Raw genomic sequence first — 21,106 nt, 5'->3', positions numbered from 1 at the left:
GCCCATCATGGTAAAGTCGCGAAACGTCGCGCTGGCGGCGGCGCTGACCGGGCTGGTGGTCCTGTTCTACGCAGTCACCCTGGTGCGGATGCGCGAGACAGAGGATCGACGGCATCAGAGCGATCCTCAGGCGCACTCAGCCCCGGCAGAGCCTGCTGGGCCGCAGCGCTGAGGCGTCAGACCGAGCGGCCGGTCGTGCGCTTGGCCGTCTCGACTGCGCCGGCGCATTGCGGCGCGATCTCCACGAGCACGGCATCCGGGCTCGCCGCCCCTGTCCAGAAGCGGACGACCTGGACAACAGCCCAGCCGGGGTTCTCGCCGACGCGCGTCACGATCGCGGGTGTCGCGGCCCGGGCGCAGGCGGCGACCTTGTCGGCGCTGTCACGCGGAATGCCCAGCGCCGAGAGCTGGCTGGTGATGGCGCCCTGGATCGGATCGAGGATCAGGAGCGAGACCAGGGCGGCGATGAACGATTCCATATTTCGGCTTTCAGCTGTGCCTGTGTCGGAATTGCGGTGCTCAGAGGCGCTGCTCGTGACCATCCGTCCGGCGGATCGCTTCGTCCTCGATCTGGATGGTGGTGTGCTTGAGCCCGAACTCCTCGGCGAGGAGCCGATTGGCCTGAAGGAGCGTCTCACGACCCTGCGCCATGTCGGCGACGACGATATGTGCGCTCATCGCATCGAGGCCGGAGGTCAGCGTCCAGACATGCAGGTCATGGACGGCGGTGACGCCGGGCAGTGCCAACAGCGACTTTTCCAGCAAAGCGATATCGACTTCTGGCGGCGTGCCTTCCATCAGGATATGGACCGCCTGCTTCAGCAGGATCCAGGTCCGCGGCACGATGAACAGGCCGATGCCGGCGCCGACAATGGGATCGGCCAGCCGCCAGCCGGTCGCCATCACGATCACCGCCGCGATGATAACGCCGAGCGAGCCGAGCATGTCGCTCAGCACCTCGAAATAGGCACCCTTGACGTTGAGGCTCTCGGAGGAGCCGCCAGCGAGCAGCTTCATGCTGATCAGGTTGACGATCAGCCCGACGACCGCGACGGCGAGCATCGGCCCGCCGAGGATGGGCGGCGGGTTTAGGAAGCGCTGATAGGCCTCGTAGAGGATGTAGAGCGTCAGCAGCAGCAGGACGACGGCGTTGGCGAGCGCCGACAGGATCTCCATCCGGACATAGCCATAGGTCCGCTGCGGCGTCGCCGGCTTCTCGGCGAAGCGGATCGCGACCAGCGCCAGGGCAAGCCCGCCGGCATCGGTCAGCATATGCGCCGCATCGGCCAAGAGCGCGAGGCTGCCGGTCCACAGGCCGCCGACCACTTCGGCGAGCATGAAGGCGAAGGTCAGGCCGAAGGCGGCAGCGAGCCGCGATTTGTGGCGGCCGGCGGCCGTGCCGGCGCTGCCGCCATGTGAATGCCCGGCTCCCATCAGGATGCTCCGCTCATATGCCGGTTTGGCGTTCGGTTCATCACCGGCAGGGCGGCCAGCAGCATCAGCGCCACACCGAAGGTCAGCGCGATGTCGGCGCCGTTGAAGGTCGGCCAGTGCCAGTCGCCCCAATGCAAATCGAGGAAATCGGTGACGGCGCCCTGGCGCCAGCGATCGATCGCATTGCCGAAGGCCCCGCCCGCCATCAGCGCAAGGCCGATGCGTTCGAGGCGATGCCCGGCGAACGCCGCCCAGGCCAGCAGGCCGAAGCCAGCAGCGAACTTGAACAGCCCGAGCAGGCCGGGCCAGGCTTCGAGTGTGTCTCGGAACAGGCCGAAGCTGACGCCGGTGTTGAAGCCGAGGCGCAAACTGAGGAAGGGCGTAAGCGCGATCGGCTCGGGCGGATTGAGCACGATCTCCAGCATCAGCCATTTGCTGACCTGATCGAGACCGGCCGCTGCGAGCGCGACGGCGGCAGCGGAAACGAGCCTGCGCGACCAGCTCACGCCGCCTCTCCCACTGCGCGGCTGCTGACGCCGAGCCAACGCCGAACGCGAGCCTTGTAGGCGAGATAGGGCTGCCCGAGCGAAGTGGCGAGCACGCGCTCCTCGATCGCGACCTGCAATCTGATCGCGACCAGCAGCGCCAATGTCAGCGCTGCCTGCACCAGGCTCGGCAGGACGATGAAGAGGCCGATGAAGAGCAGGGCCTGGCCGACGAAGACCGGGTTCCGCGAGACTGCGAAGGGGCCGCTGTCGACGATCGCGCCCTGCTCGCCCTCGGCTGCACCGATGCGCCAGGAGGTGCCCATATAGCGCTGCGACAGCAGCGCGACGCAGGCGCCGATGACGACAAGCAGATGCCCCAAGACATCGAACCAGGGTCCGTCCAGCGCCGCCGTCAGCGGATCGCCCTTCACCGGGTTGCCGAAGGCCGCGAGCCAGAGCGGCCAGAGCACGGCCCCGGCAAAGGCGAGGCGGAAGAGCAGCGCCGGCAGCGTCTGCTTCTCCTTGCCCTTGCCGAACAGCCAGACCGGACGGCCAGCCTCCTTCGCCAGGATCGCCGACATGGCGAGGAAGCTGACGACGTAGACGATGACCATCAGATAGCTGGCGATTTCCATGCCTGACATGGAAAGCCTCCTCAGCCGATCTTGCCGGCGTTGAAGCGCAGCAGGCGCAGCGCGTTCGCCGTCACCAACACGGTCGCGCCGGTATCGGCGAGGATCGCGACCCAGAGGCCGGTGTAGCCGAGCACGCTGGTGACCAGGAACACTGCCTTCAGCCCGAGCGCGATCGCGATGTTCGCGCGGATATTGCCCATCGCCGCCCGCGCCAGCCGGATCATCGCGGCGATGTCGCGCACCCGGCTCTTCAGCACGGCGCCGTCGGCGGTCTCGAGCGCGACATCGGTGCCCGAGCCCATGGCGACGCCGATATTGGCCGCCGCCAGCGCCGGGGCGTCGTTGATGCCGTCGCCGACCATCATCACCGGCGCCTCCTGCGACAGCGCCTTGATGGCGGTGACCTTGTCGTCAGGCATCAGTTCAGCCTTGTGCTCCAGGCCGAGCGAACCGGCGATGGCGGCGCCGGTGCGGGCATTGTCGCCAGTCAGCATTACCGAGCGGACGCCGAGCGCCTTGAGCTCGGCGATAGCCGCAGCCGCATCCTCGCGCGGCTCGTCACGCAAGGCGATCAGGCCGACGAGCGCGCCGTCGGCGATGACGGCCGCAACCGTCTTGCCCGCTGTTTCCAGCCGCTCGACAGCACTCAGCGCCGCCGCGTCGAAGCTGGCGCGCTCCCTGGCGTGGCGCGGCGCGCCGACGAAGATGTCGACCCCATCAAGCGTGCCCGTTACGCCCTTGCCGGCGAGTGCCGCAGCATTGGTGGCGGCGCGCACCGGGATCGCGTGCGCCTTGGCGCGAGCGAGGATGGCAAGCGCCAGCGGGTGGCTGGAGCCAGTCTCGACGGCAGCGGCGAGCTCGACGATCTTGCGCTCGTCACGGCCGAGCGCGACAATTTCGGTGACGCGCGGCTCGCCCGCGGTCAGCGTTCCCGTCTTGTCGAAGGCGACGACGCCGGTGCGGGCGGCGGCCTCGATCACCACACCGCCCTTGAGCAGCAGGCCCTGCCGTGCGCCGGTCGAGAGTGCGGCCGCAATCGAGGCCGGCACCGAGATGACCAGCGCGCAGGGGCAACCGATCAGCAGCAGCGCCAGTGCCCGGTAGATCCAGACCGACCACTCGCCACCGAAAGCCAGCGGCGGCACCAGCGCGACCAGGATGGCGAGGCCGACGATCGCCGGCATATAGATGCGCGAGAAGCGGTCGATGAAGCGCTCGGTCGGCGCCCTCGCCTCCTGCGCTTCCTCGACCAGGCGGATGATGCGGGCGATGGTGTTGTCGGCGGCCGCCTTTTCGACCCGCACACGCAAGGCCGCCTCGCGATTGACCGAGCCGGCATAGACCTGGTCGCCCACGCCCTTGGTCTTCGGCACGGATTCGCCGGTGACCGGGCTCTCGTCGATGCCGGAGACGCCCTCCGTGATCGCACCATCGGCCGGGATGCGGTCGCCCGGGCGCACCAGCACGATCTGGCCGACCTTCAACGCGGCAGCGTCGACCTGGCGGGTCTCGCCGTTCTCCTCGACCAGGGCCGTCTTCGGCACGAGATCGCCCAGCGCCCGGATCGAGGCGCGAGCGCGATCGGCAGCGACGCCTTCCAGCACCTCGCCGACGGCGAAGAGGAAGACGACCAGCGCCGCCTCCTCGGCTGCGCCGATGACGAGCGCGCCGGTCGCGGCGATCGTCATTAGCATCTCGATGGTGAAGGGCTGGCCGACAGCCGCCGCCGCGAAAGCGCGCCGCGCCACCGGTACGACGCCGATCACGCAGGCGACGACGAAGGCCCAGTAGGCAGCCGTCTCGGAGACCGTGAACTTGGCGAGCCAGGCGGCGCCGAGCAGGGCACCGGTCAGCAGGACAAGGCGGCCCTTGCCGGTCTGGTACCAGGAGACGCCGTCCGGTGTCGGCTCATGGACATGGCCAGGCAGACCGTGGCCCTGATCGGCGGCTTTGCTCGCCTTGCCGTGGGTGTGGTCGTGGCTGTGATCGTGTTTGTGGTCATGAGCATGGTCGTGCCCGCCGCAGGCCGAATGGTCATGGTCGTGTGCATGGTCATGCTTATGTGCGTCGCCCTGCGCCTTGCCTGCCGTCCCGTGATCATGGCCGCAGCTGGAGGCGGTCTCGGGCTCAGTCGCCCGCTTGGCGGCAACCGCCGCCGTCGTATAGCCGAGGCTGGCGACGTGCTTCTCGATGGCGTCGCGCCGGGTCCGGCTCTCGTCGAGGGCGAGGGTCAGCGTCTCCGACATCACGGATAGACGGACCTCGGAGACGCCGGGCAGCCGCTCGACCGCGCCGCGAATCTTGGCTGCGCAGCTGGCGCAATCCATGCCGCCGACCTTCCAGGACAGCGTTTCCAGTTCGGTTTTCGCGGCAGTGGCCATGCGTCGTCTCCGCTTGACAGCGTTGCGGGACCACCTACCTACAACCTATAGCCACTACAGCTTCAAGAGGGAAAATCATGCAGCCGGCGAAATCTCTCGCAAGGGCCCTCGAGCGCGTGGTGCCGATCGGGACGCTGGCCGAGCGCACCGGGGTCAAGGTCGAGACGATCCGCTATTACGAGCAGGTCGGCCTGCTGCCGGAGCCCGAGCGCTCCGAAGGCAATCAGCGCCGCTATGGCCGCGCCCATGTCGAGCGGCTCGCCTTCATCAAGCATGCGCGCGATCTCGGTTTCGCGGTCGAGAGCATCCGGACCCTGCTGCGGCTTTCGGACACACCCGGCATGGCCTGCGACGAAGCGCATGCGATCGCGGCCGAGCATCTCGACGAGGTGCGCGACAAGATCGCGCGTTTGCGCTCGCTCGAGGCCGAACTTGCCCGGATCGCAACGGTTTGCTCGGGCGGCGTCGCCGCCAGCGACTGCGCCGTGATCGAGGCGTTGGCCGATCACAGCCATTGCGAGCACCACGGCCACTGAGACACTGACGCAAATTGACCCTGCCGGCAGCCATGCTATCGAAGCGGCAGGAGGGCCGGTTTTGTCCGCAGGGGCTCGCAAAGCAGGGATGAGACGCTGGGCCGCGCTGGCCGCGGCCTATCTCGTCGTGCTGCAGGCGATCTTCGCGGGCCTCGCCTCCGGCGCCAATGCGGCAAGCTTCAGCCTCGACCGCTCGCTGGCGATGACGCTTTGCGCCGGCGGCGATATGCCGGCGAGCCAAAGCGACGGCGCGGCGGCGCATGAGTTGATGAGCTGCTGCATGCTCGGCTGCGCCTTCACCGGCGCCGGTGCACCAGCTGCCCCGACCAACTCGCTGCCGGTCGTCCATCGCGCCGTCGATCTCGTCGCCTTCCAGCGCCGGCTCGATCTGCCATCCGGCTTCGTCGCCGGTCGCTTCCCGGCAAATCCGCGCGCACCGCCCGTCGCCCTCTGAACAGGACAGGCCTGCGCGCAAGGTCGCGTCGCCTCCCCTTGCTGACGGCCGCCAGCGGCCTCTTTCCACTCCATTCGCTCGCGACGGCACGCTGCCGACTCGCGCGCTCCTTTCAAATTCACGCCGCCAAACGCGGCTGCACCGGCCATGCCAGTGTCCTTTCCGCAGGGATTCCTGACGATGAAATCGCTTTCGCTTGCCGCCCTCGTCGCGGCTTTCGCTGCCGGCCCGGCCGTCGCCCATGTCACGCTGGAGACCCAGCAGGCCCCGGTCGGCTCGACCTACAAGGCAGTGCTGCGCGTGCCGCATGGCTGCAAGGGCGCGGCCACGACCAGGGTCCGAGTCCGCATCCCCGAGGGAGTGATCGCGGTCAAGCCGATGCCCAAGCCCGGCTGGACGCTGGAGACGACCAAGGGCAAGTACGAGAAGCCCTATGACTACTACGGCACGCCGACGGCCGAGGGCGTCACCGAGGTGAGCTGGAGCGGCGGCAAGCTGCTCGACGAGCATTATGACGAGTTCGTCCTGCGCGCCTATCTCACCACCGACCTCAAGCCGGAGACGACGCTCTACGTGCCGATCGTGCAGGAATGCGAGGGCGGCGCCGTCGAGCGCTGGATCGAGATCCCGGCGGCCGGCAAGTCGGCGGACGACTACAAGTTCCCGGCCCCGGGCGTGAAGCTGACGCCGAAGAAGTGAGCGAGTGCGGCCGGGCGGGAACGCCCGGCCGCCGTCCCGCCATGACCCGGCACCTTCACCTTCTTCTCATCCTGCTCGGCCTCGCCCTCGCCCCGCTGGCGACGGCGGGACAGGTGCTGGCGCATGCCGCGCTGACCAAGGCCGCGCCGGCCGACGGCGCGGTCGTCGCCGGCGCGCCCGGTGAATTCAGCCTGAGCTTCAGCGAGCCCGTCTCGCCGCTGGTGCTGAAATTGATCGGCCCGGACGGGACGAGCCGCGCGCTGACGCGCTTCACACTCTCGGACCGGACGCTCGCGATCACGGCACCGTCCGATCTCGGCCAAGGCACGCATGTGCTGAGCTGGCGTGTCGTCTCCGAGGACGGCCATCCGGTCGGCGGCTCGGTGCTGTTCTCGGTCGGAGCGCCGAGCGCAGCTCCGATCGTGACGACGCAAAGCGAGCCCGCCGTTCGCCTCACGCTCTGGCTCGGCAAGTTCGGGCTCTATCTCGGCCTCGTTTTTGGCATTGGCGGCGTGGCCTTCATGGCCTGGGTCGCCCCCCTGCCCGCACCCGTGCGCCGGCCCATAGCGGGCTTCCTCACTCTCGGGCTGCTGTCGCTGCCGGTCGCCTTTGCGGCGCAGGGGCTCGACGCGCTGGCGCTGCCGCTCTCTGCGGCGCTTCAGCCTGCAGCCTGGCAGGCCGCCGCCGCGAGCAGTTTCGGTCGCACTACGCTGATCGCGGCTCTGGCTTTGCTCGTGGCACTGCTCGCGCTCTTCGTACCCAGCACAAGCGGGCGCCTGCTCGCAGCCCTCGCCTGGTTCGGCATCGGTGCAGCGCTCGCGGCGAGCGGCCACGCCAGCGCCGCCGAACCGCAATTCCTGACGCGCCCGGCCGTGTTCCTGCACGCGATCGGCATGGCCGGCTGGGCCGGCGCCCTGCTGCCCCTCGCCTTCTCCCTGCGACAGTCCGATGGGGCGCAGACGCTGCAGCGTTTCTCGCGACGCATCCCCGTGCTGCTGCTCTTCATCCTGCTCAGCGGCCTCGCTCTCGCCATCGTCCAGGCCGAGCGCCCTCAGGCGTTGCTGACCACCCCCTACGGCCTCGTCCTCACCGGCAAGCTCGCGCTGGTCGCGGTGCTGATCGGCCTCGGCACCTTCAACCGCTACCGGCTGACGGACGCGGTCGTGTCAGGTAGCGCAGCCACCCGCTCGCTGCTGACCCGGATCATCGCAGCCGAGATCGCGATCGTCGTCGCCATCCTCGCGGTTGTCGCGCTCTGGCGCTTCACGCCGCCGCCGCGCGCGCTCTTCGCTGCGGCCGCCCAGCCAGCCAGCGTCCATATCCATACCGAGAAGGCGATGGCCGACATCAGCGTGACGCCCGGCCGCGCCGGCCCCGTGACGATCACCGTCTCGCTGCTCGACGGCGATTTCGGCCCGCTCGCGGCGAAAGAATTGCGCCTTGCCCTGTCGCGGCCAGAGGTCGGCATCGAGCCGATCGAGCGGCAGGCAATCAAGCAGTCGGATGGCAGCTGGCAGGTCGGCGACCTGACGCTTCCGGTCGCCGGCCGCTGGACCGTCGAGCTCGAGATCCTGGTCTCGGATTTCGAGATGACCCGTCTCAAGGAGACCGTGGAGATCAGGCCATGACAAGTGACATCACACGACGCGACTGGACGGGCCTGGCAGCGGCCGGCGCGCTCTCCGGGTTGCTCGCCGGGCTGCCGCAAGCCGCTTTGGCCCAGCCCGCTGGAACGAGCACGCCGCGGATCGCGATGCTGGTGCATCCCGACATGGTTATGCTCGACCTGATCGGGCCGCTGACCGTGTTCTCGCTGCTGCGGGCGGAGCTGCACCTGGTCTGGAAGGATCGGCAGCCGGTCACGAACGATCTTGGCCTGCCGGTCACGGCGACGACGAGCTATGCCGATTGCCCGACGGAGCTCGATGTCCTGTTCATTCCGGGCGGGTTGAAGGGGAGCGTCGCGCTGATGGACGATGCTGAAACGCTCGCTTTCCTCGCCGATCGCGGCGCGCGGGCCCGCTATGTCACCGCGGTCTGCACAGGCTCGCTGGTGCTTGGCGCAGCCGGGCTGCTCAAGGGCTATCGCGCCACCGGCCATTGGTACATTCGCGACCTGCTCGCAGCGATGGGCGCCAGCGTCGAGCACAGCCGTGTCGTCACCGACCGCAACCGCATCACCGGCGGCGGCGTCACGGCCGGGATCGATTTCGGCCTGACGGTCGCGGCCAAGTTGCGCGATGAGGAGACGGCGCGCCTGATCCAGCTCGTGCTGGAATATGATCCGCAGCCGCCTTTCGACGCCGGCTCTCCGGAGCGTGCCGGCACCAAGCTCACCAGCGACGTGTTGGCACGGCGCAAACCCCTGATCGACGCCGCCCGGCGCAATGCCGAACTCGCCAAGTCCCGCCTCTCGCTTTGATCACGCAAGGAGCCTCAAGATGACCAAGTTCCGCTTCGCCCTCGCCGCCACAGCCCTCGCGCTGAGCTGCGGCACCTCCCTCGCGCAGGACTACACGGCCGGTCCGCTCAAGATCGAGCAGCCCTGGACGCGCGCCACCCCCGCCGGCGCCAAGGTCGCCGGCGGCTATGTCGCGGTCACTAATACCGGTAGCGCCGCTGATCGCCTGCTCGGTGGCAGCAGCGAGATCGCCGGCAAGGTCGAGATCCACGAGATGGCGATGAACAACGGCGTGATGACCATGCGCGGCCTGCCCGAGGGCGTCGAGCTCAAGCCCGGCGCCAAGCTCGAGCTCAAGCCCGGCGGCTACCACATCATGTTCATGGATCTGAAGCGCCAACTCAAGGAAGGCGAAAAGGTCAAGGGCACGCTGAGCTTCGAGAAGGCCGGGGCGGTCCCGGTCGAATTCTCCGTGCAGTCGGTCGGCGCCCGCGCTCCGGCCGAAGCCCACAAGCACTGATCGCCGCCGAAAGGCTGCGAAATCGTGGAGGCCGCCGGGTGCAAGCCCGGCGGCTTTTTTCATGCGCGCTTGACGATCCGCGGCGTCAGAAGTACGGTCCATATTAGAAAACAAATGATCCATAATATGGATCAACTGGAGAAACGCAGTGCTGCAGGGCATGCTCCCGGTGTTGCCGACGCCGTTCACCGAGGCTGGCGCTGTCGATCCCGAGGCGATGGCTGGGATCGTCGATTTCGCCCTCGCCAGCAGTGTCGACGGCGTGGTGTTCCCGGGTTTTGCCAGCGAGGTCGACGAGCTCACTGCCGCCGAGCGGGCGACGCTGTTGAAGGTTGTCGTGCAACGTGTCGGCGGACGCGTGCCGATCGTCGCGGGAGCGAGCGCCCCGACCGCCCTTGAGGCGATCTCGCATTGCCGCGAGGCGCTCGCCAACGGCATCCGCCATGTCATGATCCAGGCGCCGAAGAGCGTCGGCACCACGACCGAAGCAGTCTCGGCCTTCTATGGCGAGATCGCCGCGGCCGTGCCCGGCATCGAGATCGTATTGCAGAACGCGCCGGCCCCACGCGGCTCCGACCTCAAGCCCGAGGCGATCCTGCAGATCGTCAGCGACAATCCGGCGATAACCTATGTCAAGGAGGAGACGCTGCCGTCCGGCCTCGCCATCTCCGCGATCGCGGCCGGCAAGCCAGCGCATCTGAAGGGCGTGATCGGCGGCGGCGGCGCGCGCTACCTGATCGACGAGTATAATCGCGGCGCCTGCGGGGCGATGCCGGCGGTCGAGCTCGCCGACATCCATGTCGCGATGGACCGGGCCTACCGAGACGGCGACACCGCCCGCGCGCGCGATCTTTATATGCGCACGCTGCCGCTCTTGGTGATCCAGTTCAATTTCCGGATGGCCTTCACCAAGCATGTGCTGACGCGGCGCGGCGTGATGACCAATCAGGTCGTGCGGGCGAAGGTGCCGCCAATGGACGCCCTCGACGTCGCCGAGATCGACGCCTGGCTGGATGCCTGCGCCGACCTCATGACCGTCGATGCGCGCGAGCCGACGCTCGCCGGAGGCGCCTGATGGCCGAGCGCGTCGCCCGCGTCGAGGTCTTCTCGATCACCATCCCGCGCGAGACGCCCTATCTCGGCGCCCTGCGCGAAGGCGAGCGCGTCAACGACCACGGCTACATCGTCCGCAAGGGCAACCGCACGGTCTATCCGACCGTCGACCGCACCGTGGTGGTGCGGATCGAGACGGCTGATGGCGCGGTCGGCTGGGGCGAAACCTACGGCATCGTCGCCCCCGGCGCCGCTATGGCGATCATCGACGATCTGCTCGGCCCCTTCGTCGTCGGGCGCGACCCGCGCGACGTCAGCGTCATTCATGACGATCTCTACGATCTGATGCGGGTGCGCGGCTATACCGGCGGCTTCTATCTCGATGCGCTCGCCGCGATCGACATCGCGCTCTGGGATCTCTGCGGCAAGCTCTCCGGCCTGCCTTTGGTCAAGCTGCTCGGCGGGCAGAAGCATGAACGCTTGCCGGCTTACATTTCCGGCCTGCCCAAGCCGACGCGGGCTGAGCGGGCCGAGTTCGCCGCGGAATGGCAGGCGAAGGGCTTCAACAGCTTCAAGTTCGCCGCCCCGGTCGCCGACGACGGCAATGTCGCGGAGATCGCGACGCTGCGCGAGCGGCTTGGGCCAAAGGCCCGCATCGCCTGCGATATGCACTGGGTCCATACCGGGGAAGAGGCCGTCGCGGCGATCCGGGCGATGGAGCCGCACGATCTCTGGTTCGCCGAGGCGCCGGTGAAGCCGGAGGATCTCGACGGTCTTGCTCATGTTGCCGCAAAAGTCTCGACGCCTGTCGCAGCCGGCGAGGAATGGCGCACGGTCTACGATCTCGTGCCGCGGGTCGCACGCCGGGCCTGCGCGATCGTGCAGCCGGAGATGGGCCACAAGGGCGTGACCGAGTTCATGCGCATCGGCCTCTATGCCCAGGCGCATCACCTGCGGGTCATCCCGCATGCCACGATCGGCATCGGCCTGTTCCTGGCGGCGAGCCTGCATGCGTCATCGGCGCTCGCGGCGGTCGAGTGCCACGAATTCCAGCATTCGATCTTCGAGCCGAACCGGCGGCTGCTGCAGGGCGACATGGATTGCAGCGACGGCTTCTACCGTTTGCCGAGCGGGCCCGGCCTCGGGGTCGAGCCATCGAAAGAAGCGCTCAAGCTGCTGAAGCGGCTTTAGCGACAACAACAAAGGGAGGAGGAGACCATGACGAGGACAAGGCTTGCACTCTCCGCGGCTGCGCTCGCGCTCGCCGCCGGCTTTCTCCCCGGCGCCGCCTGGGCGCAGGGCAAGGTGCTGAAGTTCGTCTCCTGGCAGAAGGACGAGCGCGGCGTCGGCGATTGGTGGGGCTCGGTGATCAAGGAGTTCGAGGCGACCCATCCCGGCGTCAAGATCGAATGGACCAAGGTCGAGCGCGGCGCCTATGCCGACACGATGACGACGCTGTTCGCCGGCGGCAAGCCGCCTGATATCGTCCACCTCGCCTCCTTCGAGTTCCAGAAATTCGCCGACAATGGCTGGCTGGAGCCGCTCGATGGCTACATCAAGGATGCGAAACTCGACCTCAAGGGCTGGGCCGGGCAGGACACCTGCAGCTGGAACAAGCAGACCGTCTGCACGATGATGCTCTATTTCGGCTACATCTTCGCATACAACGAAGACTTGCTGAAGAAGGAAGGCCTCGCCGCCCCGAAGACCTATGCCGAATTCCTCGCAGCGGCACAGAAGCTGACCAAGGACCTCAACGGCGACGGCATCACCGACCAGTTCGGCACCGGCCACGAGACCAAGGGCGGTGGTGGCCAGTATATGAGCGAGATGATGAACTACACGCTCGATGCCGGCGGGCGCTGGACCAACGATGCCGGCAAGGTGACGATCAATACGCCCGAGATGATCGAAGGCCTGTCGCGCTGGAAGACCATCGTCAAGAACAGCCTGACCCCGCGTGACCTGGCGGCCGGCGAGGTTCGCCAGATGTTCGCCGACGGCAAGATCGCGATGAAGACGGACGGGCCCTGGCTCTGGCCGATCATCCAGAAGGGGAAGGCCAAGGACCAGATCAAGCTCGGCATGGTGCCGTTCAAGCCGCCGGTCGGCGGCTCCTCCAACGTGCTCGGCATCGCCGCTGATGCACCCAAGGAGAACAAGAAACTGGTCTGGGATTTCATCGCGATCGCGACCTCGGACAAGTTCCAGTCGAGCTATGCGACGCTCGGCGCCTCGCCGCCGCCTAGCCCACGCGCCGACACCTCGGCCGCGACCAAGGACACGCCGCATTTCGACCTGCTGGTCCAGGCGACCAAGGCAGCCGCCGACGCCAAGGTCGACCGCATTCCGAAGGGGCTGGAGCTGCAGTTCAACGAGTTCGCCAAGATGGTCATGGAAGAGTCCCAGCGCATGATCATCCAGGACCTCGACCCGAAGGCGGTCGCGGCAACGATGCAAGCCAAGGCCGAGGCGCTGCAGAAGCAGTAACCTGAGTGCCGTCATGGCCGGGCTTGACCCGGCCATCTCGGAAACCAGCGCCCTCTCGCCATGAGATTCTCGGGTCTGCGCTTCGCTCCGCCCGAGAATGACAAGCTTCGGCCAGGAGGCCCCATGCCCCGATCAGCCTTCCTCGACCTCGCCCGCCCCAGCCGGCGTCACTGGCTCGGCTATCTCCTGCTGGCGCCGGCGGTGCTGCTGATCGCGCTGATCATCGTCTATCCGCTGTTCGTCTCGGTCGATCTCTCCTTCCAGAACGTCAATATCGCCCGGCTCGACCAGCCGCGCCGGCCGTTCACAACCGCCAATTACGAGCGGCTTTTCGCCTCCGAGGATTTCTGGAACGCCTGCTGGGTGACCTTCAAGCTGGTCACCATCGTCTCGTTCTTCTGCTTCCTGCTTGGCCTCGGCACGGCGCTGCTGGTCAACAATCGCTTCAAGGGCCAGGCGCTGGCGCGGCTGCTGGTCGCCCTGCCCTGGGCGATCCCGGAAGTGATCGCGGTCGTCATCTTCGCCTGGCTGTTCGATTCCTCTTTCGGCCTGATGAACTGGCTCTTCATCAAGCTCGGCCTGGTCGACCAGACGATCAACTGGTTCTCCTCGCCCGACGCGGCCTTCGCCGTGGTCTGCACGGTGATGGTCTGGAAGGGCTATCCCTTCGTCTCGATCATGATGCTGGCCGGACTGCAGTCGATCCCCGAGGATTTCTACAACGCCGCCAAGGTCGATGGCGCCCGCGCCTGGCAGCGGCTCCTCCACATTACCATCCCCTCTCTGATGCCGGTGATCGGCGTCACGCTCGTGCTGGTGATGCTCTGGGTCTTCCGCGACTTCTCGATCATCTACGTGCTGACCGGCGGCGGCCCGCTGAAGGCGACGCAGTCGCTCTCGATCATGACCTACGAGCAGGCCTTCGGCTTCTTCAAGATGGGCTACGCCTCCGCCATCGGCGTCATCACCCTGATCGTCTGCGTGATCGCGAGCCGACTGATGATCGCCCGCGCGCCAGACAATATCTGAGGAGGCGGCGATGAGACAAAAAACCACACGCCACGCCCTGCTCTATGTCGGCGTCGCCCTAACCTGCGCCATCCTGGTCTTTCCGATCTACTGGCTTGTCGTCACCGCGCTCTCCGAGCCGAGCCAGCTCAGGCAATTGCCGCCGAGCTTCTGGCCGAGCGAACCGCGCTGGGGCGTGTTCGGGCAGATCATGGCGGAGAAGCCGATCCTGCTCTGGCTCGGCAATTCGGCGCTGGCCGCGATCGGCGCGGTGAGCCTGTCCATGGTCGTCTCGGTGCTCGCCGGCTACAGCCTGTCGCGCTTTCGGGTCCGCGGCGGCCAGTCGCTCGGACTCTTCATCCTGACCGCCAAGATGCTGCCGGCGACGCTGCTGGTGATCCCGCTCTTCGGCATCTTCCGCAATCTCGAACTGATCGGCAGCCTGTGGTCGATCATCCTCGCCCACGCCACACTGATCATCCCGTTCACCACCTGGATGCTGAAGGGCTATTTCGACACGATCCCGCGCGAGCTCGAGCAGGCGGCGATGGTCGATGGCTGCTCGCCGCTCGGCGCGATGGTCCGGGTGATCCTGCCCGTCTCGGCGCCGGGGCTGGCGGCGACGGCGCTCTACGGCTTCGTGCTGTCCTGGTCGGACTATGCCTATGCCCGCACCTTCCTGACCAACGCCCAGGGCAACTGGACCGCCAATCTCGGCATCACCACGATGAAGGGCGAGTACATCTCGAACTGGAGCGACATCTCCGCCGCCTCCATCCTCGTCGCCCTGCCGATCCTCGCGATCTACCTCTTCCTCGAACGCTATCTCGTCGGCGGCCTGACGGCCGGGGCCGAGAAGTAGAGAACCCGCATGGCTGGAATCCGCATCGACAGCGTCACCAAATCCTATGGCGGGCTCACCGTCCTGAAGGCATTCTCGCTCGACATCGCCGACGGCGAGTTCGTCGTCCTCGTCGGCCCCTCTGGCTGCGGCAAGTCGACCATGCTGAAGATCCTCGCCGGGCTGGAGGAAGCCTCCTCCGGCACGATCAGCATCGGCGAACGCGATGTCACCGACCTCGCGCCGGGCGACCGCGACATCGCCATGGTCTTCCAGAACTACGCGCTCTACCCGCATCTGACGGTCGCCAGGAACATGGGCTTCGGCCTGAAGATGCGCGGCACCGATGCCGGCGAGATCACCAGGCGCGTCAACAAGGCCGCGAAAATCCTCGGCATCGACCATCTGCTCGACCGCCGGCCCCGCGCCCTCTCCGGCGGCCAGCGCCAGCGCGTCGCGTTGGGACGGGCGATCGTACGCGAGCCTCAGGCCTTCCTGATGGACGAGCCGCTCTCCAATCTCGACGCCAAACTGCGCGTCCACACCCGCGCTGAAATCAGCGCCCTGCACAAAAGGCTGCGCGTCACCACGATCTACGTCACCCACGACCAGACCGAGGCAATGACGATGGCCGACCGCATCGTCATCATGAAGGATGGCGTGATCCAGCAGATAGCCTCGCCCGATGTGATGTTCCGCGAGCCGGCCAACCTCTTCGTCGCCGGCTTCATCGGCTCGCCCGGCATGAATTTTTTGAAGGCGAAGGCGCAGGCCGCGAGCGGCGGCGTGACCGCGAGACTGTTCGGCCATGATGTGGCGCTGCCGGTCGCGAACGCTGCTTCACTCGCCGGCAAGGAGATCGTCGTCGGTCTTCGGCCCGAGCACATCGCCGCTGGTCCCGGGCAGGTCTCCTTCGCGGTCAGTCCACGGCTGATCGAGAGCCTCGGCAGCGAGCAATATGTCTATGTCGACCTGCCCGAAGAGCATCGACGCGAAGCGAACTCTACCGGTGAGGACGAGGCACGGCGGACCTCGCTGATCGCACGCCTGATCAATCCCGAGCCGCGGCCGCCCGAGGCGACGCTGACGCTTTCGTTCGACCCGGCGCGACTGCATGTCTTCGATGCCGCCAGCGGCGAGGCGATCCGATGAGCACGATCTTGGTCACCGGCAGCGCCGGACGCGTCGGCTCGCGCGTCGCGCGGCAACTGCTTGAAGCCGGCCATCACGTCACCGGCTTCGACCTGCGCGCCGGCGGGATCGATCACCCCGCTTTTCGCGAAGTGCTCGGCGGCTTCGACGACCGCGCCGCCGCAAGGGAGGCCGTGCAGGGCGCCGAAGCGGTCCTGCATCTCGGCGCCTTCATGTCCTGGCTCCCGGCCGACCGCGACAGGCTGTTCACCGCCAATGTCGAGGGCACGCGCGTGCTGCTGGAGGAGGCCGCGGCGGTGAAGCCAAAGCGCCTCGTCTTCGCCTCCTCCGGCGAGGTCTATCCCGAGAACGTGCCGGATTACCAACCGATCGACGAGGACCATCCACTGAAGCCGCGCTCACCCTATGGGCTGAGCAAGCTGCTCGGCGAAGAGATCGTGCGCTTCTTCGAGCGAACCAGCGGCACCCCCGCGACGATCCTGCGCTTCTCACACACGCAGGATGCGAGCGAACTGCTCGATCCCGGCAGCTTCTTCTCCGGCCCGCGCTTCTTCCTGCAGCCGAAGATCAGGCAGCAGGAAGGCTTCGGCAATGCCGCTGCCGTCGCCGCCCTGCGCGCCATCGATGACGGGCGCGAGACACTGGTGCTGTCGCGCAACGAGGCCGGCCGCCCCTTCCGCATGCACATCACCGACACGCGCGACATGGTTGCCGGCATCCTGCTGGCGCTGTCGGACGAACGCGCCGCCGGACGCACCTATAATCTCGGTGCGACCGAGCCGGTCGACTTCGCCGCCGCGCTGCCGATGATGGCGGAGTTGACGGGACTGCCGTTGAAGACCATCGACCTGCCGGGCGCCGGCGTCTTCTACGAGACGTCGAACGCCAGGATCCGGACCGAACTGGGATACGAGCCGCAATGGACCTTCGAGCGCATGATCGGCGAGGCGGCGCAGGCGCGGGTGAAGCGCGCGTCCTGACGCCGGACGAGCGCGACGTCCCGACCGGCGCAGCCGCCCTCGCCAAGGGCCTCTATCTGCTCGACGTGATCGGCGAGGCCTCGGCGCCGCCGCGCTTCCGCGACCTGCAGGCCGCGACCGGCCTGCCCAAGGGCACGCTGGCGCGCATGCTCAACACGCTGCTGACCTTCCGCCTGATCCGGCATGAGGAGAGCGACAACACCTACCGGCTCGGCCATCGTCTGTTCGAGCTCGCCCATCGCGTCTGGGAATCCTTCGACCTGCGCGGTGCGGGCGCACCGGCGCTCGATCGCCTCGCCGAGGAGACGCGCGAGACCGCCGCCCTTTGCGCCATCGACAATGGCGAGGTGCTCTATATCGACCAGCGCAGCCGCGGCGGCCCCTATGGCTTCCGCATCGAGATCGGGCGCCGCGCGCCACTGCACTGCACCGCCGGTGGCAAGGCCCTGCTCGCCTTCGTCCAGCCGCATGAGCAGCGCGCCCTGGTCGACCGGCTGAAGCTCGAACGCTTCACCGAGACGACGATCACCGAGGAGGAGGCGCTTGCCGCCGATCTCGCGCTGACTCGGGCGCGCGGCTATGCCGTCTCGCAGGAAGAGCATGTCGCCGGCGTCGCCTCGGTCGCGGCGCCGATCTTCGACCATACCGGCCGGGCCGTGGCGGCGATCGGCGTGTTCGGCCCGTCCTCGCGGCTGACGCGCGAGCGGCTGCACACCACCGGCCGCGACCTGATGGCGGCCGCCCGGCAAATCTCCGGCAATGTCGGCGCGACGCAGATGAACATCTCCCCTGCACCGCGTTCGGCGCGGCCGGTCGATCCCGACGTGCAATGCGTGCTGCCCTGGGGTGCGCATCTCGCCGAGGGTCCCTATTGGTCGGCCGGCGAGCAGCGGCTCTATTGGGTCGATATCCTCGCGCCCTCGGTCAACCGCTTCGATCCGGCGACCGGCAACAACGAAGAAGTGACGCTGCCGCGCCTGGTCAGCGCCGTGCTCGGCCGCCGCGGCGGCGGGCTGGTGGTGCTGACCCAGGAGGGGCTGGAAGCCTTCGACTTCGCCAGCGGCCGCCTCACGCCACTCGCCGACCCCGAGGCCGACATTCCCGACAACCGCTTCAACGACGGTAAATGCGACCGGCAAGGCCGGCTCTGGGCCGGGACGATGCGGCTCGACGCCAGCCGCGCCTCGGGCTCGCTCTACGCGATCGCGCCGGATCTCAGCTGGCAGCGCCAGGAGAGCGGGCTCACCGTCGCCAACGGGCTCGACTGGAGCCCGGACGGGCGGAGCTTCTACTTCGTCGATTCCGCCCATAGCCGCATCTACGCCTACGCGTTCGATCACAAGCCCGGCACGCTTGCCAATCGTCGCGTCTTCACCGAGGTTGCCGGCCGGCCGGACGGGCTCGCAGTCGATGCCGAGGGTTTCGTCTGGTGCGCGATCTGGGATGGCTGGTGCCTACATCGCTATGCGCCGGACGGCCGACTGGATCGTGAGGTCTGGCTGCCCGTGCCGCGCCCGACCAGCCTCGCCTTCGGCGGCCCCGACCTGAAGACGCTGTTCATCACCACGGCACGCATCCGCCTGCCTTCGCGGGTGCTGGCCGAGGCGCCGTTCTCGGGCGGGCTCTTCACCTTGCCGGTCGACGTGCCCGGCCTGCCGGCGGCGGAGTTCGGCGGGTGATGATCGAGGCCAGCTATCCCGATCTCGCCGGCAAGACGGCGCTGGTCACCGGCGGCGCCGACGGCATCGGCCGCGCCATCGTCGAGGCGCTGGCCCGGCAGGGCGCCAAGGTCGCCTTCCTGGATATTGATGCTACGCGCGGCGAGCGGCTTGCCGCCGAGCTTTCGGCGGCTGGCGGCAGCGTCTCCTTCTATCGGGTCGACCTGCGCGACATCCCGGCGACACAATCGGCGATCACGGCGGCGCGGACCATCCATGGCCCCTTCGCCATCGGCGTCAACAATGCCGGCCATGACGAGCGGCATGATTTCGATGTGGTCACCGAGGATTATTGGGATGACCGCTTGGCGGTGAATCTCAGGCCGATGATGTTCGTGGCGCAGGCACTGGCGCCGGACATGCGCGGACTCGGCGGCGGGGCGCTCGTCAACCTGTCCTCGACCTCGTGGATGAAGGGCTCCCCGCACATGATCGCCTACACCACGGCGAAATCGGCGGTGATCGGCTTCACCCGCTCACTGGCGCGGGCGCTCGGCCCGGATGGCATCAGGGTCAACTGCGTCACGCCTGGCTGGGTCATGACCGAGCGCCAGCGGACGCAGTGGTGGACGCCCGAGAAGGGCGCGGCCAACCAGGCCGCCCAGGCGCTGAAGGGCGAGATCCAGCCGGAGGACATCGCGCAGATGGTGCTTTTCCTCTGCTCCGACGTCTCCCGTATGTGCGCCGGCCAGAACTTCATCGTCGATGCCGGCACGGTCTGAGGCGATGAATCCGCTCGACGCGCTTCGAGCTGTGCTCGATCCGGCCGCTATCGTCACTGATCAGCAGGCGATGGCACCGCACCTGACCGATTGGCGCGGCAAGCATCGTGGCGCGGCGCTCGCCCTGCTCCGCCCGCGCAATGTCGAGGAGGTCTCGACGATCCTGCGCTGGGCAACGGCGACGCGAACGCCAATCGTGCCGCAAGGCGGCAATACCGGCCTGTCGGGTGGCGCGACGCCGGATGGATCGGGCAAAGCCGTCGTGCTCTCACCGGCGCGCCTCAACCGGATCAGAGCGATCGACACCGAGGGCGACACGCTCATCGCCGAGGCCGGCTGCGTTCTCGCTGACGTCCAGCAGGCGGCCGCAGCGCATGACCGGCTCTTCCCGCTCAGCCTCGGCAGCGAAGGCTCGTGCCAGATCGGCGGCGTGGTCGCGACCAATGCCGGCGGCATCAATGTCATCCGCTACGGCACGGTGCGCGATCTCGTGCTCGGCCTTGAATACGTTCGCGCCGATGGCGCCGTGATCCATGGGCTGAAGCCGCTGCGCAAGGACAATGCCGGCTATGCGCTGAGAGAGCTGGTGATCGGCTCGCAAGGTACGCTCGCAGTCGTAACGGCAGCGACCTTCAGGCTGTTTGCGAAGCCGCGGGCGAGCGCGACGGCACTATGCGGCCTCGCCAGCCCGGCGGATGCTTTGCAGCTGCTCGCCCTGCTGAGGCAGAGCGCAGGCGAGCGCATCTCCAGCTTCGAATTGATGTGCGACGGCGAGATGGGCCTCACCCTCGATTTCGTGCCCGGCACCGTCCTTCCCCTCGAACGGCGGCACGGCTGGTACGTCTTCGTCGAGCTCGCCGACAGCGATCCGAACGGCCGCGTCAACGAGCTGCTGACCGACACTCTCGCCACCGCGCTGGAACAAGGGGTGCTACAGGACGCCTCAGTTGCCCAGAGCGAAGCGCAGGCCAGGGCGATCTGGCATCTGCGCTTCGCCGTCTCGGAAGCGAATCGCCGGGCCGGCTTCAGCGTCTCGCACGACACCAGCGTCGCGGTTGCCGACGTCCCGGCCTTCATCGCGGCGGTCGAAGCGATGAAGGCCGAGCGCTTCCCCGAAGCGCGCGCCCTCTTCGTCGGCCATGTCGGCGACGGCAACATCCACGTCATCCTGCTCTTCCCGCGAGAGGAACCAGCCGAGCGGCAGGGCGAACTCGGTCATGCCGTCAATGCGGAGGTCTTCGCGATCGTCAGCGCTTTCGGCGGCAGCATCACCGCCGAGCACGGCATCGGCAGGAGCCTGGCCAATGCGCTGGCAGAGCATGCACAACCGGAGGCGCTCGAGCTGATGAGAGCCGTCAAGCGAGCTTTCGACCCGCTCGGCATCCTCAATCCGGGCGCGATGCTCGCGCAAAGGTGAAGCAAGCCGGCATCCCGGCGAAGCATCCAAAATACTTGAACTGTTCCGGGCCAAGAGCAGCGGAAGCCTTACTTTAGAATACGTATAAACTATTGTATTTGCTAACCAATTCGCTCTGGTTTAACTGCTGGGGACGATCGCGGAGGCAATGCCCGTCAGGGCTGCCTCCCGTGGTCA

At 67.5% G+C, this 21,106-nt stretch carries 22 protein-coding genes; 17 read left to right on the top strand and 5 right to left on the bottom strand.

Annotated features, from left to right (window positions below):
• Positions 1-7 precede the first annotated feature (7 nt).
• Positions 8-172, top strand: coding sequence for a hypothetical protein (locus ACWIGM_RS28800; RefSeq protein WP_454029393.1), 165 nt, complete (start codon positions 8-10; stop codon positions 170-172).
• Positions 173-176: 4 nt separating this feature from the next.
• Here the strand turns inward: ACWIGM_RS28800 and ACWIGM_RS28795 are convergent, their stop codons facing one another.
• From ACWIGM_RS28795 to ACWIGM_RS28775, 5 genes are read right to left on the bottom strand one after another with little or no spacing between them, the layout of a single operon-like run.
• Positions 177-479 carry a hypothetical protein gene (locus ACWIGM_RS28795; protein ID WP_454029392.1) on the bottom strand — a complete coding sequence of 101 codons (303 nt, stop codon included), beginning with the start codon at positions 477-479 and terminating at the stop codon, positions 177-179.
• Between the two features lie 40 nt (positions 480-519).
• Complete coding sequence (locus ACWIGM_RS28790) at positions 520-1,434, bottom strand: cation diffusion facilitator family transporter (protein ID WP_454029391.1); 915 nt, start codon at positions 1,432-1,434, stop codon at positions 520-522.
• Entirely contained in the window at positions 1,434-1,940 is a 507-nt protein-coding gene (gene lspA / locus ACWIGM_RS28785; RefSeq protein WP_454029390.1) for a signal peptidase II, read from the bottom strand. Before lspA ends, ACWIGM_RS28790 begins: the two co-directional genes overlap by 1 nt.
• Positions 1,937-2,566: a methyltransferase family protein gene (locus tag ACWIGM_RS28780; RefSeq protein WP_454029389.1), complete on the bottom strand. Its 630-nt coding sequence runs from the start codon at positions 2,564-2,566 to the stop codon at positions 1,937-1,939. Before ACWIGM_RS28780 ends, lspA begins: the two co-directional genes overlap by 4 nt.
• An 11-nt stretch (positions 2,567-2,577) precedes the next feature.
• The gene (locus ACWIGM_RS28775; RefSeq protein WP_454029388.1) at positions 2,578-4,938 is read right to left on the bottom strand and encodes a heavy metal translocating P-type ATPase; all 2,361 of its coding nucleotides are present in this window, start codon (positions 4,936-4,938) and stop codon (positions 2,578-2,580) included.
• A 116-nt stretch (positions 4,939-5,054) separates the two neighbouring features.
• On the opposite strand from ACWIGM_RS28775, the gene ACWIGM_RS28770 reads away from it, so the two are divergent.
• The 16 genes from ACWIGM_RS28770 (at position 5,055) to ACWIGM_RS28695 (ending at position 20,929) form a co-directional block, all read left to right on the top strand.
• Positions 5,055-5,474, top strand: coding sequence for a MerR family transcriptional regulator (locus ACWIGM_RS28770; protein WP_454029421.1), 420 nt, complete (start codon positions 5,055-5,057; stop codon positions 5,472-5,474).
• Between the two features lie 88 nt (positions 5,475-5,562).
• On the top strand, positions 5,563-5,928 hold the full coding sequence (locus ACWIGM_RS28765) for a hypothetical protein (RefSeq protein WP_454029387.1): 366 nt from the start codon (positions 5,563-5,565) through the stop codon (positions 5,926-5,928).
• A gap of 180 nt (positions 5,929-6,108) precedes the next feature.
• Positions 6,109-6,627: a YcnI family copper-binding membrane protein gene (locus tag ACWIGM_RS28760; protein WP_454029386.1), complete on the top strand. Its 519-nt coding sequence runs from the start codon at positions 6,109-6,111 to the stop codon at positions 6,625-6,627.
• A gap of 41 nt (positions 6,628-6,668) precedes the next feature.
• Positions 6,669-8,255 carry a copper resistance CopC/CopD family protein gene (locus tag ACWIGM_RS28755; protein WP_454029385.1) on the top strand — a complete coding sequence of 529 codons (1,587 nt, stop codon included), beginning with the start codon at positions 6,669-6,671 and terminating at the stop codon, positions 8,253-8,255.
• Positions 8,252-9,049, top strand: a complete 798-nt coding sequence (locus ACWIGM_RS28750; protein WP_454029384.1) for a DJ-1/PfpI family protein — start codon at positions 8,252-8,254, stop codon at positions 9,047-9,049. The genes ACWIGM_RS28755 and ACWIGM_RS28750 overlap by 4 nt, the downstream gene beginning before the upstream one ends.
• Positions 9,050-9,068: 19 nt before the next feature.
• On the top strand, positions 9,069-9,548 hold the full coding sequence (locus ACWIGM_RS28745; protein ID WP_454029383.1) for a copper chaperone PCu(A)C: 480 nt from the start codon (positions 9,069-9,071) through the stop codon (positions 9,546-9,548).
• A 160-nt stretch (positions 9,549-9,708) separates the two neighbouring features.
• Entirely contained in the window at positions 9,709-10,623 is a 915-nt protein-coding gene (locus tag ACWIGM_RS28740; protein WP_454029420.1) for a dihydrodipicolinate synthase family protein, read from the top strand.
• Positions 10,623-11,792: a mandelate racemase/muconate lactonizing enzyme family protein gene (locus tag ACWIGM_RS28735; RefSeq protein WP_454029382.1), complete on the top strand. Its 1,170-nt coding sequence runs from the start codon at positions 10,623-10,625 to the stop codon at positions 11,790-11,792. Before ACWIGM_RS28740 ends, ACWIGM_RS28735 begins: the two co-directional genes overlap by 1 nt.
• Positions 11,793-11,819: 27 nt before the next feature.
• On the top strand, positions 11,820-13,091 hold the full coding sequence (locus ACWIGM_RS28730) for an ABC transporter substrate-binding protein (RefSeq protein WP_454029381.1): 1,272 nt from the start codon (positions 11,820-11,822) through the stop codon (positions 13,089-13,091).
• 123 nt (positions 13,092-13,214) lie between these two features.
• Entirely contained in the window at positions 13,215-14,120 is a 906-nt protein-coding gene (locus ACWIGM_RS28725; RefSeq protein WP_193219565.1) for a carbohydrate ABC transporter permease, read from the top strand.
• 10 nt (positions 14,121-14,130) lie between these two features.
• Entirely contained in the window at positions 14,131-14,961 is an 831-nt protein-coding gene (locus tag ACWIGM_RS28720) for a carbohydrate ABC transporter permease (protein ID WP_454029380.1), read from the top strand.
• Between the two features lie 9 nt (positions 14,962-14,970).
• Positions 14,971-16,092, top strand: coding sequence for an ABC transporter ATP-binding protein (locus tag ACWIGM_RS28715; protein WP_454029379.1), 1,122 nt, complete (start codon positions 14,971-14,973; stop codon positions 16,090-16,092).
• Entirely contained in the window at positions 16,089-17,072 is a 984-nt protein-coding gene (locus ACWIGM_RS28710) for an NAD-dependent epimerase/dehydratase family protein (RefSeq protein ID WP_454029378.1), read from the top strand. The genes ACWIGM_RS28715 and ACWIGM_RS28710 overlap by 4 nt, the downstream gene beginning before the upstream one ends.
• A complete protein-coding gene (locus tag ACWIGM_RS28705; protein WP_454029377.1) occupies positions 17,012-18,751 on the top strand; it encodes an SMP-30/gluconolactonase/LRE family protein in 1,740 nt (579 codons plus the stop codon). Before ACWIGM_RS28710 ends, ACWIGM_RS28705 begins: the two co-directional genes overlap by 61 nt.
• Positions 18,751-19,512, top strand: coding sequence for an SDR family NAD(P)-dependent oxidoreductase (locus ACWIGM_RS28700; RefSeq protein WP_454029376.1), 762 nt, complete (start codon positions 18,751-18,753; stop codon positions 19,510-19,512). Before ACWIGM_RS28705 ends, ACWIGM_RS28700 begins: the two co-directional genes overlap by 1 nt.
• Entirely contained in the window at positions 19,496-20,929 is a 1,434-nt protein-coding gene (locus tag ACWIGM_RS28695; RefSeq protein WP_454029375.1) for an FAD-binding oxidoreductase, read from the top strand. The genes ACWIGM_RS28700 and ACWIGM_RS28695 overlap by 17 nt, the downstream gene beginning before the upstream one ends.
• Positions 20,930-21,106 lie beyond the last annotated feature (177 nt).

The organism is Allobosea sp. NPDC055332 (genome assembly GCF_053645455.1).
Note: the sequence above shows the minus strand (reverse complement) of the source record. Positions and strands in the feature narration are given on the sequence as shown.

Coding starts and splice junctions, on each gene's coding strand:
- ACWIGM_RS28800 (WP_454029393.1), top strand. CDS start 8: ATGGTAAAGTCGCGAAACGTCGCGCTGGCGGCGGCGCTGACCGGGCTG.
- ACWIGM_RS28795 (WP_454029392.1), bottom strand. CDS start 479: ATGGAATCGTTCATCGCCGCCCTGGTCTCGCTCCTGATCCTCGATCCG.
- ACWIGM_RS28790 (WP_454029391.1), bottom strand. CDS start 1,434: ATGGGAGCCGGGCATTCACATGGCGGCAGCGCCGGCACGGCCGCCGGC.
- ACWIGM_RS28780 (WP_454029389.1), bottom strand. CDS start 2,566: ATGTCAGGCATGGAAATCGCCAGCTATCTGATGGTCATCGTCTACGTC.
- ACWIGM_RS28775 (WP_454029388.1), bottom strand. CDS start 4,938: ATGGCCACTGCCGCGAAAACCGAACTGGAAACGCTGTCCTGGAAGGTC.
- ACWIGM_RS28765 (WP_454029387.1), top strand. CDS start 5,563: ATGAGACGCTGGGCCGCGCTGGCCGCGGCCTATCTCGTCGTGCTGCAG.
- ACWIGM_RS28760 (WP_454029386.1), top strand. CDS start 6,109: ATGAAATCGCTTTCGCTTGCCGCCCTCGTCGCGGCTTTCGCTGCCGGC.
- ACWIGM_RS28755 (WP_454029385.1), top strand. CDS start 6,669: ATGACCCGGCACCTTCACCTTCTTCTCATCCTGCTCGGCCTCGCCCTC.
- ACWIGM_RS28750 (WP_454029384.1), top strand. CDS start 8,252: ATGACAAGTGACATCACACGACGCGACTGGACGGGCCTGGCAGCGGCC.
- ACWIGM_RS28745 (WP_454029383.1), top strand. CDS start 9,069: ATGACCAAGTTCCGCTTCGCCCTCGCCGCCACAGCCCTCGCGCTGAGC.
- ACWIGM_RS28740 (WP_454029420.1), top strand. CDS start 9,709: ATGCTCCCGGTGTTGCCGACGCCGTTCACCGAGGCTGGCGCTGTCGAT.
- ACWIGM_RS28735 (WP_454029382.1), top strand. CDS start 10,623: ATGGCCGAGCGCGTCGCCCGCGTCGAGGTCTTCTCGATCACCATCCCG.
- ACWIGM_RS28730 (WP_454029381.1), top strand. CDS start 11,820: ATGACGAGGACAAGGCTTGCACTCTCCGCGGCTGCGCTCGCGCTCGCC.
- ACWIGM_RS28725 (WP_193219565.1), top strand. CDS start 13,215: ATGCCCCGATCAGCCTTCCTCGACCTCGCCCGCCCCAGCCGGCGTCAC.
- ACWIGM_RS28720 (WP_454029380.1), top strand. CDS start 14,131: ATGAGACAAAAAACCACACGCCACGCCCTGCTCTATGTCGGCGTCGCC.
- ACWIGM_RS28715 (WP_454029379.1), top strand. CDS start 14,971: ATGGCTGGAATCCGCATCGACAGCGTCACCAAATCCTATGGCGGGCTC.
- ACWIGM_RS28710 (WP_454029378.1), top strand. CDS start 16,089: ATGAGCACGATCTTGGTCACCGGCAGCGCCGGACGCGTCGGCTCGCGC.
- ACWIGM_RS28705 (WP_454029377.1), top strand. CDS start 17,012: ATGGACCTTCGAGCGCATGATCGGCGAGGCGGCGCAGGCGCGGGTGAA.
- ACWIGM_RS28700 (WP_454029376.1), top strand. CDS start 18,751: ATGATCGAGGCCAGCTATCCCGATCTCGCCGGCAAGACGGCGCTGGTC.
- ACWIGM_RS28695 (WP_454029375.1), top strand. CDS start 19,496: ATGCCGGCACGGTCTGAGGCGATGAATCCGCTCGACGCGCTTCGAGCT.